This is a genomic window from Niveispirillum sp. (assembly GCF_017996735.1).
In the GTDB taxonomy this organism is placed as follows: Bacteria; Pseudomonadota; Alphaproteobacteria; order Azospirillales; family Azospirillaceae; genus Niveispirillum.
Window position 1 is genome coordinate 1 of record NZ_JAGOGJ010000018.1, and the last position, 20,377, is coordinate 20,377.

Here is a 20,377-nt window from a genome sequence, read left to right on the forward strand (position 1 = left end):
CCTGGGTGATGCTGCCCTACTTGCCCGACTGGCGCTGGCTGCTGAACCGCCACGACACACCCTGGTACCCATCGGTACGCCTGTTTCGGCAGCCATCCTGGGGCGACTGGACGGGGCTGGTACAGACAATGGCCAAAGCCCTGGCCGACCTCCGCAAAGCCGCACCAACAGGCAAACGCTCATGAACAAACGCGGGCACAGGATGGCCAGGTTGGGGATGGGTAACCTTTAGGCTTTGTCAGGTTCAGGTGGAATCGCAACGAGGCCCTCCACCGTGAATCTGGCAGACCCAAGCCACCGGGCAGAGTTCAAGTTCCTGCCCGGATGGCTGCCGCCGTCCGGCGACTGACCGGGCTCAGCCCGGCTGTTCCTCCTGCACCAGGGCAGCGAAGCCAATGGCCATGAAGGGAACCAGATCGAACAATACCCGGGTTTCCGGCAGCACACCGACAATGGGCAGGGATAGCACGATCAAGCCGTGGGCCAGCCCCAGGCCCAGATAGCGGCGACCGAACCGGCGGGCCAGCAGCCATGTCAATACCAGCGGACCCAGCAGCAGAACCACGATCAGGATATTGAATTCCAGCGTCGGTTGCAGGAACGCGTCGGCCAGATAGGCTATATTGTCCTGAACATGCGGGTGGAAGCTACGCCCCGCCATTTCCGGCATTCCGAACAGGTCGGGCCCGATCTCCTGTTTCAACAGCGCGGCGCGCAGACCCTGTACCAGCGCCACCCCACCCACCAGACAGGCCAGCCCCGCCAGCAGCATCGGCAGGCGGGGACGGGCACGGTCCAGCGCAGCAGTCAGCAAGGGGTATAGGATCATCCAGGCGGCGATGAAGAAGGCGCTTTCGCGGTTCAGGATCGACACGCAGAACAACCCTGTCATCCAACGCCAATCCTTGCCGGCCAGAACAAAATAGCAAAACAGCGTAAATGACAGCAATTCACCGCTGTCCCAGATGTAATGCCAACGCCTGTTGATGAGGAACATGCACAGGACATGGAAACACAGAAAGCCTATCCACGCAGCCTTTGCACCATGGAACCGGTATACGGTCACCAGCATTGCCAGTCCGGTCAGGAAATACAGGCCGATAGTATAAAGGACGTGGGCGGCCTGGAAGCTGCCGACGGGGCCGGACAGCAATTGCACCATCCATGGCCCCAGTACGCGGCTTTGATAGACCAGCCAGTGCGGCGTGCCCGCCACCACCCCTTGCGCGGCGGCGATGGAATCCCCGTACCCGCCCCCCATGATGGTGGCGATCATGCGAAACTGGGCGATGGCCCCCAGCAAGGCCGCCAGGACCCACGATATGCCATGGATTTCGACAATGCGCAGAAAGGGCCGCCGATCCATTTTTCCTCCATAGAGGGCAATTTCGCGGTCCGCGTCCAGCGCGCAATCCAATGCCCATAAGAACGCGCCACGCTATCGCCCCTGGCGTGGCCATTCAACATCCAACGGTGGTGCGGCGGATTTGGGCCGGCTTTCAAACGGTTTGGGCTGTATCACGGCCAGCACCGAAAGCCCGCTGAGCCTCACTCGCATGTATCTGATCAACAAGCAGTTCCAGAAGATGCCCCGTCATGGGGCACGCCATTGAGCGCAAGCGCGTGGACCGCTGATAGGCATGATGGGGCTGGCGGAAACCGATGACCGGCACGCCATATCCATGGCACCGGACATGATCCGTCTGCTTAACAGACTGGTGTGGGAACACCACCTGACATCCGATATCTGAATCCGCTTGCAATCCTGCTGATAGTCCTCTTTGGTTGTATGATTCTGAAAATTAGCCTGAAAACGCAGAAAATTGCTCTGGGATGCTTGGGATATTGTGTATTATATGTACCTATAACACCTTATAGCTATTTCATGGTCTCAAGTTGATCCTGTGGGGGGTGATGTTCGGGCCATATACGCTGATATTGCGCCCGGTGCCGTTGGTCGTTCGCACCAAAACGGCTTCATTTCCACGAGCGGCTGTCGCGGTCGCTTCGAGCTGGCGCTGTGCCCGGCACCTGCTGCCGGTAACCATCCCGACAAGAAGGAAGATCCACTTCACCCGACAAGGGGACAGCGACCATGTCCACGATCATCCGCACCATGTCCTGGGGACTTGCCCTCATGCTTGTACTCGGCCTCGCAGGCTGCGCTGGAAAGCAGCAGATTGCGGCCGGCCCGATCCTGCCAAGCAATCCCGCCGACCCGTTCAAGGTTTCACTGACCACCCCTCAACCCCAACCCCTGGTCGAAGGGGAGGGCATGCAGTTTGTTCTGCTCTCTGCCCTGGACGGTTACGCGCATCTTTATAATCTGCGCCAATCGGGGGATGTGCAAGTGCTGGCCGAGAACCTGCCCCTGGCGGCCCGTGTGCCCCGTTCCTACCCTTCGATTCAGGACGGGTTCGAATTGCGGGCGCAGGCCCCCGCCGGCCGGGACCAGATTGTGCTGGTCGTTACACGCTCTCCATTCAATGCCGGTGTTCTGCCCCCCGGACGCCGTCCCCCCGCCGCTACGGTCCAGACGCCGGAACAGGTTGCGACGCGGCTGCGCTCAATACTGGAGCGTCAGCCCGTTGATGGCTGGAGCCGAGACATCCTGGCGGTGGACGTTCTTGTCCGCCGCTGACCTTCACCAGAACGCCAGCAATCCGGGAGCCCTAGCATGAAACACCCTTATCCCGTCTCTCTTGCGGCCTTGTTGATGGCTATGTCCGTTGCGGCGCTGCCGGCATTCGGAAGCCTTGTCCAACTGCCGCCCATGGAAAGCACGGCGGGCATCGTCCAAGCCCCGCCGTCGGGCGCGCCGCTGGCCAAGGCAGCAGAGCCGGTACGGCTGGAACTGGTGCCCACCGCCCCGAGCGCGGGTGCCCCAGCCGGAGAGGCAACGCCCGCTGATCTGGCCCTTTTTGTCGAGGGAGCGGTGCGTGACATTCTGGGCAATGCCACGGGCGTGGCGCTGTTGACCGAGGTTACGGTACCGCCGCCGGTCGCCGGTATGGCCAAAAATCTGGTGGCGGAGCCCCTGCCGGCCCGCGCCACCGTGCGTCTTTCCCTGTCTGGTGTGATGGCAGGGCAGGGCGGGGGGCACCACTTGCCTGTGACATTGGAGGTGCAGCGCGAGGGGAAGGCGCCGGTACGGGAGAGTTTCCGTGTGCTGCCGGCCCAGCGTGACAAGGCCGTGGCGGGTTTCCGCACCTTCCTGGCCCGTCATTTGCCCTTGGGGGCCCCGGTGGCGGTGCCATCCGCACCGGCCACCGCCACATCTGCCGCTGCTGCCCCGCGCCTGGGTCCGGTAAAGCCGGTCCTGCGCCTTTGGATGGATAACAGCGACGGCGGCACCGTCACTCTCCGCTCCAAGCTTGTCATCTACTGGCAGGCCAGCCATAGCGGTTATGTCAGCCTATATCATTTCGATGCCGGTGGTGGCGTGGAACGCGCCTTCCCCACCCGGCAGATGCCGGAAAACTTTGTGGAGGCGGGGCGGATATATCGCTTTCCGGCAAGCGGCCACCTGACCCTGGACGGTCCCGCCGGGCCCCAGAGCTTCCGTGCGGTCATGACGCTCTACCCATCCAACACCAGCCGGCAGCAGCCCGATGGCCTGTCGTTCCGGGGAGAGCCGCTGCGCGTGATCCCGACCCATTACCCCATGCTTTTTGCCAACGAGGATATGAGCCGGATATTCGCATTGCCCGGTCATCTCTACACGGAATCGCAACTGCCTTTTGTCCTGAAGCCCTGAACCGTCCGCCGTCACGCCAGAAAAAAAGGGGATATCCATGGCCCGACGCATCACGGCCCTGAAAGCCGCCTTCCTTGCCGCTGCCCTGCTGGGCACCACCACAGCCGGGGCCCAGACCAAGGACATCAATGTCCTGCCCAGCAATACCAGCCCCACTGTCCGTCTGGATATCAAGATCAGCAGCCGGGTGCTGCGGGTCGGGGACGACGTCAAGATCTGCTTCACATCCAGCCGGAGCGGCTATACCAGCCTGTGGAATATCGGCACCTCGGGGCGCGTGGCCCGTATTCACCCCTTCACTGCGGACGCGGCTCCCCACGAGATGGAAGCCGGGCGCGAGACCTGCGCCGGCGCCGCCACCGATGCCTATCGTTTCAAGGTCGGGGGGCCGCCGGGCCTGGAGGAGACCTATCTCCTGTTTACTGAAAGCGCCGACACCCAGCCCAAACAACTGAGCTATGCCGATGTCAGCGGCATTTCAAAGGACCTGATGGTGGTCCAGCGCGAGGCCCCGAGCCGGTGGGCCACCGCCAAGGTCAGCTACGAGATCGTGCCGCAGAGCGGCCCCGTGGCCCCTCCGGCGCCGCCCCCGCCGCCCCCGGCGCCGGCTGCACCGGCCCGCAAGACCTGGATCATCTCCATGGGGGCCGATACACAGGGCCTCACCAAAACCAATTACGACGCCTCGCGCTTTGTCGACGCGGCCAGCCGCCTGTTCGCTGTCCCGGCTGCCAATGTCCGTCTGACACGGAACACCAGCAAGGATCAGTTCCGCGACAATATGGCGTGGCTTGCCCGCAATGCGGGACCAGACGATCTGGTTTTCATCTTCTTTTCTGGTCACGGCTACACGATGAAGGACGATAATGGTGATGAAAGCGACGGCCTTGACGAAATGTTCGTCACCCAGGACGTCGAAGGGGCAAGCCGCATCAGCCGTGACATCCTGGTATCGGACGACGAATTCGCCATCTGGTCGCGTGCCATCCGGGCCCGGAACCTGATCGCGGTGCTGGATACATGTCATTCTGGTGGCCTGCACAAAAGCATCGCAGGCACCCCGACCGGGGCCAAGGCAAAGTCCTTCGATGCTGACGTCTGGGAGGCTGACCGGGCGCCGGCTGCGACCGCCAAGTCGGCGTTCGGAGAAGAGCCGGAGACAACCGCCAAGGCCATGACCGATGGCATTCGTGGTGTGGTGATCGCTGCAGCGGAGGAGGCACAGGCCGCGTTGGAAGGGCCGGAGGGGGGCTTGTTCACGGTGGCTTTGCTAAAATCCTGGTCGTCCGGCCAGACGGGCAACCTGGGGCAATCCTATGACCAGGCCCGGGCCGCGACCTACGAACGCAGCCGCCGCCAGCAGCAACCCAGTCTGGCGGGTGATCGCACCATTCTGGACGGTGTGAGCCTGCGCTGAACCATCCCGACAGGATGGATGAGCTGAAAACGGCGCCTCCCCCATGGGGGGAGGTCTGCCCTGGCAAGGAGAATCCGATGGCCGTCCCCAACCGTGCGCTTCCGTTCCTGCTGGTCGCCTCGGCGCTGGCCTTACCGGCCCTGGCGGATCTCGGCAGTTCGATCCCGGCCACACCCCCACCGGTGCCCGCACAAGCAGTGGCCGGTGAACCCGGCGTCAGAGACCTGACACCAGTTCAGCGGCCCGTCGCCACCCTGGCTGCCCCTGCCGCGGATCTTGCGGTGACGGCCTGGGTGGATCATGAGGATAATGTCTATCGCACGGGCGATGACCTGACCCTTTATGTGAAAACCAGCAAGGATGCCCATGTCACCGTTCTGGATGTGGGCAGCTCTGGCCAGATGCATGTGGTGTTTCCCAATCAGCACCAGCCTGACGGTTTCGTGAAAGCCGGCAAGGTGATGGTGCTGCCCGGGCGGGACGCGCCGTTCCGGTTCAAGGTTTCGCCGCCTGTGGGCACCAATGTCCTCAAGATCATTGCCACCAGTTCCCCGATCGCCCTGTTCAAGCCTGGGCAGTTGAGCGATGCCGGGCCGTTCAAGTCGGTTGCGGGGACGCCCGAGCAACTGGCCGGAGACCTGAAATCCGTCTTGAGCGACAAGAAAGGGCAGTGGGCTCAATATACGAAGATCTTTCGGATCGCCGAGCCAAAGCCGCAGGAGAGCAAGCCGATGCCCGTGGCGGCTGCGACACCGGCGTCTGGCTTGTTGCAGGTGGCACCGCCCGCCGGGTCTTTTGCCCTGCGCCTGACGACGGACCGGCCGCGTTACCGGTTGGGGGAGAATGTCCGCGTCACGGTAGGTAGTGACCGCGACTGCCATCTGACCCTGCTGGATGCCGGCACATCCGGAAAGGTGACGGTGGTCTTCCCCAACCGCTTCCAGCCGCAGACCCTGCTGCGGGCCGGCCAGACGGTCAGCGTGCCGGCGGCTGGTGCCGCTTTCGATTTCCGCGCTGCTGGCCCGGCGGGTACGGAGGCGCTGGTCGCCATCTGCCGGCCGACACCGGAGCCGCTACTGGGATCAGCCTATGATTTCACGCGGACGCCGTTCATGTCACTGGGGGACAGTTCGCTGGTGGTGAAGGATCTGGCGACGGTCATGGCCGGTTCGACATCCGGGGTCGGCCATGCGGCGGTCTCTTTCCAGATCCTGCCCTGATGGTCTGGTTCCCTCCGCGATCGCGGTAGCGGAGGGAACCAAACCCGACGCCGGGATTGCTCGATATCCATCGGATTTTGCATACATCAGTATGAATGTCTGAATCAAAAGAAATACACTTTTTGATTCAGATTCCTGGTGAGAATTAATCTTTTGGTGATAATCTCATCCGACTTCAAGCATATAGGCGAGGGGGACGTCTTGATGCTGCCCAAGTCATTTATCGCGTTTCTACTCCTTCCTTTTTTCCTGACGGCGTCGCCCGCCCTCGCCGAAAAGCGGGTGGCGCTGATTGTCGGCATCAACGACTATACGAACCTCAACCATCTGCAGAAGGCCCGTGCCGATGCGGACGCCTTTTCGGCGCTGCTGGCCCGGCCGGAATTCGGCTTCAAGGTTTCCAAACTCCTGGATCCGGACCGCGAGAAGCTGCGGGATGCGTTCGCCCAGTTTCTGGTCGAGGCGGCGGATGCCGATGTTGCGTTGATGCACTTTTCCGGGCACGGGGTGGAGGTTGCGGGGCAGAACAAGCTGCTGGCTGCGGATTTCCCGGATATCACCACGCGGCAGGAACAGTCGGCGCAACTGGTGTTGCGAAGCGATGGGTTCGATATTGACGATCTGGTGGCGCAGATCAAGGAGGCGGGGGCCCGGTCCACCGTCCTGATCGTGGATGCCTGTCGTGAAAATCCGTTCAAAAAGTCGAAAAGCCGCTCTCTGGTTGGAAGCCGAGGGTTGGGCCAGATCGCGCCCCGGGACCGCACCTATATCGCCTATTCCGCAGGGGCGGGGGAACTGGCCCTCGACCGGTTGAACGATGCCGACCGGGAACCCACCAGCGTTTTCATGCGCTACCTGTTGCCGGAACTGCAGGTGCCCGGCCGTACCCTTGACGAAGCGGTCAAGGCAGCGCGGCGCACGGTTAATAGTGTGGCGCGGGAGCAGGCATCGCATAACCAGACCCCGGCCATTTATGACCAGTCGCTTGACCCGATCTACCTGAATCTGGCTGCCGCGAAGGCGCCGCCAACGCCCAGTTACGTTCCTCCGCCGCCTGTCGCTATCTCGCCTGATGAGATGGCGTGCCGGAGCCTGCAGGACGCCAGGACGGCGGAACCGTTCGAACTCTATCTGCGCCGGTTTCCCAACGGTATGTGCCGGGATTTCGCGGATATACAAGTATCCAGCTTCCGACCCGTGCCGAAGCCGGCTGTTCCCGCGCCCGCCCCGTCCTTGCCGGCGCCGTCGGGCACAGCGGCGGGTGAGTATATCGAAGCGCTGGGCATTCAGGTCTCGCCACTTGGCGACGGGACGGGTGCCTTCAAGATCGATAGCATCACCAATCGGTCGCCGGTGCTGGGCAGTCTGTTCCTGGGGGATGTGATCCTGAAGGTCAATTACGCCGATCCGGAGCCTGGCAAGACGCCACGTACTGTGCTAGAAAATGCTATTCTTGAGAAGAAAAGAATAAATCTTCTCGTGAAACGTGGAAACGCAACCGAATCTGTTTCGGTGCGGGCGCGGTAGACCGGTTTTAATTTCTGATCACTGGCAGTTTTCTGGAAATCATGAGGGGGAAAAATGTCACGCAAAGTGATGGTTTTGGCAATTAGTGCGGGGTTGTCCCTCATGGCTTGCCAGGTGATGGCAAAGCCAATTACCTATGAAGCAGTCGTTCAGCCGAAATCCGTTGCAGCATCTCAATTGAAGACGGTTACTGTGTTGCCCTTCAAGGGCACGGATGGTGAGGTTTTTGGTGATGTGCTGCTGGGCAGTCTGCAATCCGCCAAGGTCGATGGTGTTCCCTATTTCGAGGTCAAGACCTTGCAGGGCGTTACGGCCAATACCCGGTCATTGGGCAAGGATGAACTCGCGGCGGCCGTGAAGCTGGGGGAGCAGTTGGGCGTGCAGGCGGTCTATGTCGGCACGGTCACCATCGCCCGGATCGTACCGCAGAAGCGTCAGGAACAAAGAACGAGATGCCTTGAAAGCGGCGGGTTCCTGAAAAAGTGCAAGCAGGAACAAAATTACACGGTGATGTGCGAGAAGGTGGTCCTGGACTATGCGGTAGCCCCGCAGGTTGTCGACGTGAAGTCCAGCAAGATCGTCTATTCCGATAACCTGACAGAACAGGCCTATTACGACGGCTGTGAGGGTGAGGTACAGACCTCCAACTATGATGAGGTTTCCGGTATCGAGAAATCCCTCGGGGCGTCCATCGGAGCGCTGGGGTCACTTTTCGGTGGTAAGAAAAAGCCAGCGGCTGATGCCAATGCTGTGCCGGACGTCTGGACGCCCGACGCGCTGACCGCGGCGACGCGTCTCCGCCTGGCGGAGCGCGTCCGTCGTCATGTCGCCCCCTATGTTACGAAGGTCAGTGTCACCTTCAAATTTGAGGCGCCGGACCTGGCGCCTGATGTCAAGTCCCGCTTCAAGGGTGCGGGCGAATTTGCCAAGGCCGGTCAGGTGGAGCAGGCTTGTGGACGCTGGCTTGATCTGTCGGCCGGTGCCAACGCGCAAAGCTCCGCCCTGCAATATAATCTCGGCGTCTGTGCCGAGGTGCAAGACGATCTGCCCAAGGCCCTGGAGTTCTACAAAAAGGCCGAGGCGCTGCAAGATCGCCCTGACAAGGATATCGGCGACGCCGTGAAGCGGGCGCGCGAGCGTCTGGCCAACAACAACACCGCAAACTGAGGCGGGACCAAGGAGGGGGATGGTTTGACTATCCTCCTCTTTTCGGCCCCTGACCGGTCCGCCCACCATCCCGACCCTATGGAGAGGTGAACGCCATCCGGAGGGGTTATCATGGGGTATCGCAGTGGTCTGTTGGGCACGACGCTGGTGGTGTTGGCTGCGGCCGGTGCCGGGTTGGGCATGCTGTCGCGGGTGTCTGAGATTCAGTCCCGGCAGGAAAAGGTCGATCCGGATCGGACAGACTATGCGGATCTGATGCGCGACCTGATCAAACTGGGTCTTGTGCGTATCGACGGCGCACGCATCCATCTGCCGTCGCCCGACCATGCGCTGATCCGCGCTGCCATGCGCCTGACCAGCGGACCGGAACATTCTGTTGCACGTGATGGGGATGAGGATGAGGCCGTGCGGCGGCTTTATGGATCCATGTCCGGCACCTATCTGCTGCGACAGGTCGAACTGCACAACCGTACACGTGCCATCGTGGCCCTTCGCGACGACCGGTTGTCGGGGCAGGCCTTTTCGTTTCAACAGCCGCAGGCCGCCAGCGGTTGGAGTATGGCCGCCCTGGACGGCGAGGATCGTCCGCCGCGTCGCCTTGCAAAGGCCGTCCTGCCGGAAGAGATCGGATTTGTGACCCAGCCGCTGGCACGCGGCATGACCGATTGGGTCACCTTCGCCGTTGATGGCCAGAAAGCGCGCTTCCGCACAAGGCTACCGGCTGGCGCTGGTGAGCGGGTGATCGAGGTGGTGGGCCGGGTAGTGGCGGTCGATCCGGTGCCCCTGCGTATTGAACCGCGCTGCATGGGTACGCCTTGTGGAGACCACGACCTGCAGGGCGCCCGGGTCTACCTGCCCCCAATGGAGCAGGAACGGGAGGTCACGATCGTCCTGGAGCCCCTTCGCAATCCCGATCTCTATGTACCGGGCCTGAACCTGCGGCTGGAGGGGAACAAAATCAGTTGGCGTGAGGCGCCGACGACCCCGGCCGAGCGCATGGGACCGGCGACCATGCCCGTGGGCCCGATTTCCACCTCCGATGGCGTCGCCCTGACGCAGGCCGATGGCATGCCGACGGAGCAGGCGCGGGTGTTGGGTCTTCTGCCTATCACCGGTATCGGTCCCGAGGATGCGCGAAACCTGCCATTGGCATTGGCCTCTGATCCACGATTGACGTCGGGCCTGCCGGCCACCCTTACCATTGACAGCCATGTCCAGGTGGCCATGATCAAGGCATTGGAGACTCTGGACCTGCCGCCGGAAATGGGGGGCGCGGCGGCCCATCCAGATCAGGCCGTTCTGACGGCCATCGACGTTGAAACCGGCGCCATCGTGGGGGCCGCGCAATGGCCCTTTCTGCCTGCCGATGCCCACCCCTGGGACCTGCAGCGGCTTGCGGCATTACCGGCCGACCGTGATCTACTGACGCCGGCCGCATGGCAGGGCAAGGGGGTGAGGACCGGCCCCGGGTCAACCAACAAGGTACTGGACAGCATGGTCCTGCTGGACAATGCGGAGGACCCGGCGATCCAGGCCATGATCACGGGCTGCGCCCCCCGCGCCGATGGCAGCTTCCCTTGTCTCAATCTGCGTTTGACTGGTACGGCATATGGTATGCCGGGGCAGAGCCAGCCGGTGAAGAACCTGGCCCTCAATGAGTCCGGTAGCTGGCGTATGACGCTGGGTATGAGCCTGAGCAAGCCGCAGCGCTCCGCCCAATGCCAGGCCGATCCTGTCCGTTCGAATGGCGTTGGCCTTTTGGAGGCGCTGCGTGACAGCGTGAACACCTTTTTCATTCGCGCGGCCGAGTTACTGGATGGGAGTGATGCCCTGCGCTATGACCGCGCTTCACGCCGCCTTCAGGAAGGACAGTCGCTGGCTCCGCCTGTGTCGCGGCTGGTCGCCATGGCTGATCGGATTGGATTGCTGACCCCCTTCAGTCTTTCTGGCGCCGCGCAGAGTGCGCAGGCGGGCGGCATGCGCTCGCGTCTGGATGCGCAGGCTGCCAGCATGGACATAGCCACCATCGCCCGTCGTGAACCCGGCTTCAAGGGCCAGGGAGCGGTGGATGCCACCGCGCAATGCTATATTGGTCAGCGCTGCCATTACACGGCGCTGCACGGTGCGATGCTGGCTCAGGTGGCCGCACGTGGCCGACCTATGCGCCCTTACCTTGTGTCTGGCTCCGGTGACCGATCCCTGGACCCGCCGAAAGCGGGTGAGCCTCTGGGTTTCGATCTCGCGCCGCTTCAGGCCGGCATGAAGGCCGTCACGGAGACGGGAACGGCTGCCGGTCCGCAGGCTTTCGGTGGTTGGTCCGCACGCTTCACCGGTGCTGTCTGTCATGTGTTCGGCAAGACCGGCAGCGCCCAGGTCAGCCGCAGCGGCGTGGAGGGGACCACGGCCTGGTTTATCGGCTGGGCCGAACCGCAGGCCTTTGATGCACTGGCCTTGGGCGCCACACCGGCCCGTCGACGCGCCATCGCTTTTTCCTGCATGGCGACAGGAAACCATGGCGCCCACAGCACAGGTGGCAGCGTCTGTGCTCCCCTGGTGGCCCGCATGCTGGAAGGGGTGGCCTCTCCCCAGGCCGACTGGCGCCAGGCATCCTTGGGGTCGTTTCTGAACATCCCCTTCAGCGGCGAGGGCAGCAACCTGCCGTGAGTTTCGGCGGCGAAACTATTCCAGCAGCATGGATCGAGACCGATCCATGCTGCTTATTTTTTAAATCTCAAGTGCCGGGCCGCTGGCCCCCATTGGCTTCGCTTGCGCCGCATACGGTATCCGTCGCTGCCGCTGGCTACTCCCCGCTATTGCGTCGGGGCACGCCCCTTCCTAAGCGTCGCAGCACTGCGGCACCGTCGCCTGACAACATTCGATGAATATGCCGGTGGAGGACGGACATCGGATGCGGGCGACGCCCTGAATGCCGTCACCTTTAAGAGTCCCGCATGCCTGACCGCACCCCTTTCCAGCTCTGGCAGAAAGGGACGCTGGGTCCGTTCAATGACTATTTAAATCCCGCGGGGATCTACTGCCTGCCTTTGTGGAGATGCCATCCGCCGTCGCAACAAAAAGGGCCCGGCGTTTCCGCCGGGCCCTTTTCCGATCCGCCGCCCCCCGTCAGCGGATCGTGCGGTCCCCATCTGCACGGTATTGCAGGAGATAGGGACCGATCGCCAGATAGGTGCCCGGCTTCATGATCACCTCGCGGGTACCATTGGGAGCCAGGGTGGCCAGCAAGGTGGACCGGTCCTCGCTCAGCACATGAACGGGCGCGGTTGCAGCCAGCATCAGGGCTAGTTTCAACCCGTCGGCCGACGGCGTGGCCCGCAGGTGCCGGCGATGCATGCGGAACAGGTCGAGACCAACCGGCTCTCCGGCGGCGAAGGCGACGGTGGCCACCTCATGGCCCAGCAGGCTCAGGCCCCGGTCTGGGCATTCTTCCGGTGTTTCATCATAGCGACCCACGGTCTGGTCAGAGCCGTTGCTCAGATACAGCACGCGTTCCGCCTTTGTACCTTCCAACGGGATCCAGGCCAGACAGACATGGCTGATCGCCGTCGGCGCCGGCAGGAGAGGGGGCAACCCCTCGCCCAGAGGTCCCTCGCCCGGCTGTATAGGCAGAAAATCCTCCGCGGGGTTGTTCTGACGCTTGACTTGATCTTCACCGCAGCAGCCCGATAGGCACAATTTTGCCATGCAGTCCCTGCGGCCCAGCAGCTTTCCGGGATAGATGGAGAAACTTTCCGGCAATTGCTCACCGTTGCGCAGGCGGGGCAGCAGGGCACCGACAACAACAAGGCGGCTGTCCGTGTCGGCGGCAATTGGGGGGCCCGAGGAGATAGACTGGTTATTCATGGCCCGATCCACAGTATCAAGGATAGAGCCCAGTGACCGGGGCGGCTGCAAAGGGGACCGTCCGCCCCAGACCGGCTCCCGCGGGGTCATCACTTCCTTTGGCGTTGGTGCCGGTTCCGGCGTGACGCGCGGGCGCGGACGCGCCGGCTCCACCGGCAACAGCCGCACGATTACCGCTTCATCGGGGGGTACATGCCCGGGTGTAGCCACACGGTGGAAGCGCATCTCGGTTACACCATCGCTGTCGGGGACGGGCATCCTGTCGTCATCGGCCTGCAGGATGACCCCGTCGCCAAAGCAGCGCCGGCTTTTCACATTGAGGCAGGCCAGCCCGTCGCGCCACGGCCAGCCCGGCACGTTCACCACGCTTTCGCGGATGCTGCCGCCCAGGACCAGCAGGGTCTGCCCGTCATAGAGGCCGGCGGGCTTGTCCCGCACGCCGGCTGCTTCGGCTTCGGCATTGCTCAGCATGGACCAGACCGGCTTGATGGCCGGTTCGCGCACGCCCCGGCGCTCGAACACCACCTCCACCGTCTGACGGGGCTGCTGATGGGGGCTGGGGGCGAAGATGGCGGGACCCGCCATCACCAGCACTTCTCCTGACGACAACTCGTCGGTGGGCTCCATGATGATCTCGACCGGCCTGTTCCGTCCATAGGCGGCCCTTACCTTGGCGACCAGCACATCGTGGAACTGCTGAAGATGATCGAAGCCGATGATGCTGGCCTTTTCTTCCAGAGAGATGCTGACATGAACAAGAAGATGCACGGGCGTATCGCGGGGGCGGCCTTTCAACTGCTTGTCCATGACGCGGCGGAGCCAGCGGTCCAGCCGTTCTCCCCGGGCGGAGGGTGCCGGGTGCCGGTCGCTCGCGGTGGTCACCTTGTCCGGATGCTGAAGCAGGGGGAAGGGCCGGCGCCACATCTGGGCCGCCATCCGTACCGGGTTGTCTTCGGAAAGCTGGGTCAGGCGCAGCCAGGGGCGCGCCTCCTGGATGACGGCGCGGGTTGTGTCACGGGTCCGGCGCTGGCGGGAGGAAAGGCTGGGCTCTTCGACGGTCACGCTGCGCTGCCCGGTGAGGACCGCACCTTTGCTGAAGGGAATATGGGTATCCATGGCGATGCTCCTTGTCGGGGGGTGGAGCCGGGAAGCGGCTGATATCAATCTCGGGATGGTTGCCAGCCGGTGGGCTCGGCGAACAGGCGGCGATAGAGGCCGATCAGCCTGTCCAGCGGGCGCAGCCAGAAAGGTGCCTCCCGCGTGCCGGGGCGGGGCCGGGCCATCGCGCGTCGCGGCCGCCCGGGGGCCAGGTCTGCCTCCACCAGGCTGGCATTGTCGGCGCCAGGCCCGGCATCGGCCACGGCCAGACGCAAAGTCTCTTGAAGACCGCCGGGCGGCGGGTAGCCTGGGTCCAGGCTACCCCGGTCCCAGGCGGTCCAGACCCCGTCGCTGGCCAGCAGCAACCGTCCCACCAGGGCGCGCGGCCACAGGGCGACGCGCGGTTCCACTGGACGATCCAGCCCCAGACAATGGCGCAGGATGTTGCGACGGGGATGGGCCGTGGCCTCGACGCGGGACAGCAGCCCCATCCGTACCATCTCGCCCACCTCTGAATGATCCTGGCTCCGATAGAGCAGGTGGGGACCACGGAAGGCATAGATGCGGCTGTCGCCCACATGGGCCATGGCAATCCAGCGGTGCGTGATCAGCACGGCGGCGATGGTCGTGCCGGACCAGATCCCCGCCTCACGATTGAGGCACAGCAGCGTCTCCTGGGCGTCAGCGATAGCCTTTTGCAAGGTTGCGGCAGGGTGATGGGCGGCGTTCCGCTGTGCCAGAACACTCCGGGCCAGGGCTTCCAGGACGGTTTCCGCCGCCCAGCCGCCGCAGGGCAACCCGCCCATGCCGTCGGCGACGGCCAGCAGCAGGCCGGAACGGTCACGAAGCGACAGGGTCAGCGTGCGATCCTGCTGCTCGTTTCGATCGCCGCATAGGCTGCCGGCGGCACAAGGGATGAAGGGCAGGGGGCGGGTCATGACGGCACCGCCTGGGCGCGCTGGCGACCGCTACCCGGCAGGGCGACGCCGGCCAGCATGAAGCAGGCCGCTGTCAGCACACCGCCGGCTTCCGCCAGCCCGGCACCCGCCCAGGACAGGCCCGCAGCGGTCACGCCCGCCAGCGATACGCCCCAGACCGACCAGGGCGTGTCGCGCCAGCGGTTGGGTTGCAGGAACAGCAGCCACCAAAGCATCATCAGAAGGGCCGCGACAGCACCGGCCATCCCATCCGGCAGCAGCAGGGTCCAACTGCCGGTGTGGTTGGTCAGGGCTGCGGCGGCCAGTGCCGGCACTGCCAGCGGGTGACGCCGGAACAGCCCAGGCAGGGCCGGGGCCAGCAGCATAGGGGCAAGGGTCAGGGCCGGACCGCTCCAGTCCGGCGGCAGGAATTGTGCGCGCGCCAGCAGCACCAGGGTGCCAAAGGCCGACAGCGACGATGCTGTCACCCATTCAGCCGGACCTGGCCGTGCCACCACGGGTGTGGGTTTGCCGGCCGTGTCGCGGTTTGCCGGTTCCGGTCGTACGCCGGGCGTCGCCACGTCGGTAACGCCGCTGCAAATGGCCAGCAGGGCGCGGACGGTGGCCGGCCGCTGGGACGGTTCCAGCGACATCGCCATCGCCACGCCCCTGCGCAATGCCAGGGGCCAGGCTGTCAGCCGGTTCAGGCGCTTCGAGACCTCAGTCCCGAAGGCCGGGTCGTCGCGCGTCATCAGATGGTAAAGCGTCGCGCCAAGCGAATAGACGTCCAAGGCGACGTTCAGGTTGGGCAGGCTGGAGATCTCAGGCGCCGTATATCCGGCGGACTTTACATGGCGTGACACCCTCATGCTGACATGCCGGGCAGTGCCGAAATCAATCAGGACGGGTTTTTTGGTCTTGGCATTGATGATGACATTCTGGGGCTTCACATCGGCATGGATGATGCCGCGGGCGTGCAGGGCGTCGAGCGCCTCCACCAATTGGCGAAGCACGTCCAGCACGGTATCGGCATCCAACCGGGTTTCCTGCTTCTTCGCCCATACGTCCAGCGTGTCACCGTCGATGAACTCCATGACGATGTAATCGGTATTGTTCTGATCCTCGAGGATGTCATGGATGCGGGCGGTATTGGGGATGCCGTTATGTTCAAGGGCGGCCAGGCGTTTTGCTTCGTCGCGTGCCTTGGTCCGGGCCCGGACCAGCACGCTGGCATTGTCGGGCGACTGGGGCCGGACGCTGCCATCCGCCGCCCGGTAGACCTGATCGAGCGGAAAGATTTCCTTGATGGCAACATCCCGTTCCAGCTTCAGGTCCCACGCACGGTAGGTCTGGCCGAAACCGCCATGTCCAAGATACCCGGTGATCCGGTAGCGCCCGGCCAGAACGTGACCGACAGGCAGCCGCTGGGCTGCCGGCTGGCTGGTGCGGATGCTGGACAGGGGGAGACTGTCGACGATGGATTTGTTGCTCATGAACGGGCCTCCGCACGGGGGTTCAGGGTGATGACGCAGTCTGCCGCGGCGCCGGGAATGTCCTTGCTGGTCAGGGTCAGTGGCAGGGCACCGACGGTCCGCGCTACGCCGCCGGCAATGGCGACACGGGTTCCGACACCGACCGTGAGCGTCGCTGCCTTTGTCTGCATCACGGGCAACGGGCTTTCCGGATTACGCACCCCGCCCACCAGGCTGGGGTCCGCGATGGTGACGCTGTTGCCGCAGGGGCCAGGCGACGGGTCTTCTGCGGGCACGGTCTGAAGCGCCAGACGCAGATGGTCGGTGTCTACAGGCCCATCCAGGGACAGGTACCGGCCATGGCGGTCGGCATCGGTGATCCTTTCGCCACGGTCGGACAGCAGGTTGTGCATCGCCTGCGTCGCGGCGGCGGCGCGCAGCCGGGCGCGGTCGGGGTCACCGCCAGCCACCCAGACCAGCATCAGGCCGGGACGGTCGGACAGATGGTGAACCTGTTCCAGAACCCTTTCCAGCCCCTGCCAGACCTGTTGCTGGCGGGCCGTACCCAGCGACCGGGCGCCGGGATCAAGGTCCATGGCGTCCGCTTCGAACGGCAGCGCCACCTCGGCGGCCCGCCCGCCCGTCCGCAGGCCGAATTGTTCCAGCAGCGGCAGGATCAGCAGCGCCAGCAGCGTGGCGGCAAGGGCGGCCAGCCCGATCAGGCGGGACGCGTGGCGTGTGCCGGCCGGGTTTGGTTCTTCATCAAGCATGTGGCGCGCCCCCGTTTCGTTTTCATGGCCCTGTCGGACCCGAAAACCGGATCGGGATGGTTGCCGGCCGCCCCCTGCCGGCCAACCATCCCGACAGGAAAACAGGGGCGGCAAGGGGCCGCGAAACGGGGGCCGTTCGGGTGCAATTCAACCATCGCGCGCTGGAAGTGCTGGCGATGATACCGGCGGATCAGTATTCTCCCATTTGGGGAATTGAACACACCAATGGGTGGGTTCGCGGCCGGGCAACCATCCTGGGGGGAATGATGTTCCGACTGTTCACGCTGATCCTGTGCCTTGCGCTGGTGACCGTGGCGCCGGGGGCGGTTGCCCAGGTGCCGACGGAACCGCAATTGCGGATCGAGGCCGGGATGCATACGGCCATGATCAAGCGTATTGCCACGGATGCGGCGGGGCGCGTGGCCGTGACCGCATCGGATGACAAGAGCGTGCGGGTGTGGGACATGGCCAGCGGCGACCTGCTGCGTGTGCTGCGCCCGCCCATCGGGCCGGGGGATGAGGGCAAGCTCTTTGCCGTGGCGCTGTCGGCCGATGGCGCGCTGGTTGCGGCGGGGGGGTGGACAAAGCTGGGTTCCCAAACCGGGAATACAATCTACCTGTTCGACCGGGCCAGCGGGCGGTTGCGGCAGCGACTGACGGGGTTGCCCAATGTGGTCCAAGACCTCGCCTTCTCCCCCGACGGCCGCCATCTGGCGGTGGGCATTGGAGGGAGTAACGGCATCCGCGTCTGGCGGATGGGCGGCACCTGGGCACAGGTCCTGGCCGATACGGAATATGGCGGGAAGGCCCTTGGCCTGTCCTGGGCGGCGGATGGGCGGCTGGCGGCGACCAGTAATGATGGTGACATCCGGCTTTATGGTCCCGATCTTGTCCGGCGCTGGCGGGTGAAGGCTAAAGGAGGGGAACGGCCCGCTGGCATTGCCTTTTCGCCCGACGGCACGAAGTTGGCTGTGGGTTATGATGACAAACTGGTGGTGGAGGTCCTGTCGGCGGCCGATGGTGCCTTGTCCTTCCGCCCCGACCTGACCGGCATCAACAATGGCAATCTGGTCAGCGTGGCCTGGTGGGGCGGCGATCTGGTGGCGGGTGGCAGCTGGGATGTCGGGGGAGATAACCCCGTCCGCCGCTGGTCGGCCGGGGGGCGTGGGGCGTACCGCGACCTGCCCCTCTCATCGACCAGCATCATGGACCTGGCACTGCTGCCCGATGGCGGGTTGCTGGCGGCAGCAGGTGACCCCGCCTGGGGCCGGCTGGAACCCTCGGGCAAAAAACGGCCCTGGAAGACCTCGCCCAGCATCGACATGCGGGACAAGCTGGGAGATGCCTTCACGGTTGCCGCCGATGGCAGCCGGGTCCGCTTCGGGCAGGAGATTGGCGGTGGCAAGCCGCTGCTGCTGGATCTGTCGGCGCGGGCGCTGAGCCCGGCCGGCACCGGCACTGGCCTTACCCCGGCCCGAACGGAGGCGCCGGGGCTGACGGTGGCGGGATGGGTCAATGACGACAACCCGACGCTGAACGCCAAGCCCCTTGCGCTTCAGCAATATGAAACGGCCCGGTCCCTCGCCATGCTGCCGGACGCCAAGGGCTTTGTGTTGGGCGCCGACTGGAGCCTCCGCCTGTTCGACCAGACCGGCCAGCAACGGGCCGAAAGGTCCGCGCCGGGCACCGCCTGGGGCGTGAATGCCACGTCGGACGGGCGGCTGCTGGTGGCGGCCTATGGGGATGGCACCATCCGCTGGCACCGGGCCAGCGATCTGGTGGAGGTGCTGGCGGCCTTTGTGCATGTGGATGGTCGGCGCTGGGTGGCCTGGACGCCGTCAGGCTATTACATGGCGGGGCCGGGGGGGGAGGAGCTGATCGGCTGGCATGTCAATAATGGCATGGATCAGGCGGCGGATTTTTATCCGGCCGGGCGGTTCCGGGAGCGGTTCAACCGGCCCGATGTGGTGGAGGCCGTCCTGCGCACCCTGGACGAGGCGGAGGCGCTGCGCCAGGCCAATGCGGCGGCGGGCCGGCAGGCGGCGCCGGTTGCGGCGGCATCGGACCTGCGGGCCAGCCTGCCGCCCATTGCGGAATTTGTCAGCCCCGCCAGTGGCGGTTCCTTCGCGCAACCCATCGTCACCGTGCGCTACCGCGTACGCTCCCCGTCGGGCAAGCCGGTGACGGGGGTCAGGCTGCTGGTGGATGGCCGCCCGGTGGGGCCAACACGCGGGCTGGGCGCCGTGCAGGCGACCGACCAGGAATTCAGCCTGCCCGTCACCCTGCCCACCCGCGACGTCACCTTGTCTTTGGTGGCGGAGAGTGCGGACGGGGCGGGGCCGGTGGCCAGCGTGGCGCTGCGCTGGACGGGGCGGCCGGCGGTCGATCCCACCCTGCCCACGCTCTATGTCCTGGCCGTCGGCACCTCGGCCTATGACAAGCCTGAACTGAAGCTGGGCTATGCAGCCAAGGATGCAAGCGACATCGGCAAGGCGCTGAAGGCGCAGGAAGGCGGGCTTTATGCCAGGGTTGAGGTAAAGGTCCTGGCCGATGTCGACAAGGATGCCGTGCTGGACGGGCTGGACTGGCTGGTCAAAAACGTGACCAGCCGCGACGTGGCCATCATTTTCATGGCCGGGCACGGGATGACGGACCTGCGGGGTGACTATTGGTACCTGCCGCGCAACGCTGACCCCGACAGCCTGCGCCGGACCGCCCTGCCCAAGCGGGAGATCAGCGATGCGCTGGAACGGCTGTCGGGCAAGGTGTTGATGTTCATGGACACCTGCCACGCCGCCGCGGTCGGGACCGGGCGGCAGACACGGGGCACGGTCGACCTGTCAAAGCTGATCGCCGAACTGGCCGATGCCGATGGCGGCGTCGTCATGTTCTCCAGTTCCAGCGGCAAGGAACTCTCCGTTGAGGATAGCCGCTGGGCCAACGGTGCCTTTACCGAGGCGCTGCTGGAGGGTCTGTCCGGCAAGGCGGAGGTGGATGGCACGCCCGGCATCACCCTGTCCGAACTGGACCTGTGGTTGACGAAGCGGGTGAAGGAACTGACAGATGGGCAGCAGCATCCCGTCATGCAGCGCCCCGACGCCATCCCCAACATCCCCGTCGCCCTGCCCCGCTGATCCGGGTGCCGGCAACCATCCCGACAGAGTGACAGTC

At 64.4% G+C, this 20,377-nt stretch carries 13 protein-coding genes and 1 pseudogene; 9 read left to right on the forward strand and 5 right to left on the reverse strand.

Features of this window, described 5'->3' with window-relative positions:
• Positions 1-185: pseudogene (locus KBA48_RS08510) on the forward strand (glycosyltransferase); the annotation flags it as partial.
• Between the two features lie 170 nt (positions 186-355).
• Here KBA48_RS08510 and KBA48_RS08515 read toward each other — a convergent pair.
• Entirely contained in the window at positions 356-1,366 is a 1,011-nt protein-coding gene (locus KBA48_RS08515; RefSeq protein WP_292905199.1) for a hypothetical protein, read from the reverse strand.
• Positions 1,367-2,095: 729 nt separating this feature from the next.
• Between KBA48_RS08515 and KBA48_RS08520 the strand changes: the two genes are divergently transcribed.
• From KBA48_RS08520 to KBA48_RS08550, 7 genes are all read left to right on the forward strand, one after another.
• On the forward strand, positions 2,096-2,641 hold the full coding sequence (locus KBA48_RS08520; protein WP_292905201.1) for a DUF4384 domain-containing protein: 546 nt from the start codon (positions 2,096-2,098) through the stop codon (positions 2,639-2,641).
• 36 nt (positions 2,642-2,677) lie between these two features.
• Positions 2,678-3,757 carry a DUF4384 domain-containing protein gene (locus tag KBA48_RS08525; protein ID WP_292905203.1) on the forward strand — a complete coding sequence of 360 codons (1,080 nt, stop codon included), beginning with the start codon at positions 2,678-2,680 and terminating at the stop codon, positions 3,755-3,757.
• A gap of 37 nt (positions 3,758-3,794) precedes the next feature.
• Entirely contained in the window at positions 3,795-5,174 is a 1,380-nt protein-coding gene (locus tag KBA48_RS08530) for a caspase family protein (RefSeq protein WP_292905205.1), read from the forward strand.
• A gap of 77 nt (positions 5,175-5,251) precedes the next feature.
• The gene (locus KBA48_RS08535) at positions 5,252-6,394 is read left to right on the forward strand and encodes a DUF4384 domain-containing protein (RefSeq protein WP_292905207.1); all 1,143 of its coding nucleotides are present in this window, start codon (positions 5,252-5,254) and stop codon (positions 6,392-6,394) included.
• A 204-nt stretch (positions 6,395-6,598) separates the two neighbouring features.
• Positions 6,599-7,921, forward strand: a complete 1,323-nt coding sequence (locus KBA48_RS08540; RefSeq protein WP_292905209.1) for a caspase family protein — start codon at positions 6,599-6,601, stop codon at positions 7,919-7,921.
• Positions 7,922-8,098: 177 nt separating this feature from the next.
• A complete protein-coding gene (locus tag KBA48_RS08545) occupies positions 8,099-9,088 on the forward strand; it encodes a hypothetical protein (protein WP_292905211.1) in 990 nt (329 codons plus the stop codon).
• 111 nt (positions 9,089-9,199) lie between these two features.
• Complete coding sequence (locus tag KBA48_RS08550) at positions 9,200-11,752, forward strand: penicillin-binding transpeptidase domain-containing protein (RefSeq protein WP_292905213.1); 2,553 nt, start codon at positions 9,200-9,202, stop codon at positions 11,750-11,752.
• Between the two features lie 459 nt (positions 11,753-12,211).
• On the opposite strand, the gene KBA48_RS08555 is transcribed toward KBA48_RS08550, so the two are convergent.
• The 4 genes from KBA48_RS08555 to KBA48_RS08570 are packed head-to-tail and all read right to left on the reverse strand — an operon-like array spanning position 12,212 to position 17,206.
• A complete protein-coding gene (locus KBA48_RS08555; RefSeq protein WP_292905215.1) occupies positions 12,212-14,065 on the reverse strand; it encodes a hypothetical protein in 1,854 nt (617 codons plus the stop codon).
• Positions 14,066-14,109: 44 nt separating this feature from the next.
• Positions 14,110-14,985 (reverse strand): PP2C family serine/threonine-protein phosphatase, encoded by an 876-nt coding sequence (locus KBA48_RS08560; RefSeq protein ID WP_292905217.1) that lies wholly within the window; start codon positions 14,983-14,985, stop codon positions 14,110-14,112.
• The gene (locus KBA48_RS08565; RefSeq protein WP_292905219.1) at positions 14,982-16,457 is read right to left on the reverse strand and encodes a serine/threonine-protein kinase; all 1,476 of its coding nucleotides are present in this window, start codon (positions 16,455-16,457) and stop codon (positions 14,982-14,984) included. Before KBA48_RS08565 ends, KBA48_RS08560 begins: the two co-directional genes overlap by 4 nt.
• Positions 16,454-17,206 carry a hypothetical protein gene (locus KBA48_RS08570; RefSeq protein ID WP_292905221.1) on the reverse strand — a complete coding sequence of 251 codons (753 nt, stop codon included), beginning with the start codon at positions 17,204-17,206 and terminating at the stop codon, positions 16,454-16,456. The genes KBA48_RS08565 and KBA48_RS08570 overlap by 4 nt, the downstream gene beginning before the upstream one ends.
• 263 nt (positions 17,207-17,469) lie before the next feature.
• Between KBA48_RS08570 and KBA48_RS08575 the strand changes: the two genes are divergently transcribed.
• On the forward strand, positions 17,470-20,340 hold the full coding sequence (locus KBA48_RS08575; protein WP_292905223.1) for a caspase family protein: 2,871 nt from the start codon (positions 17,470-17,472) through the stop codon (positions 20,338-20,340).
• Positions 20,341-20,377 lie beyond the last annotated feature (37 nt).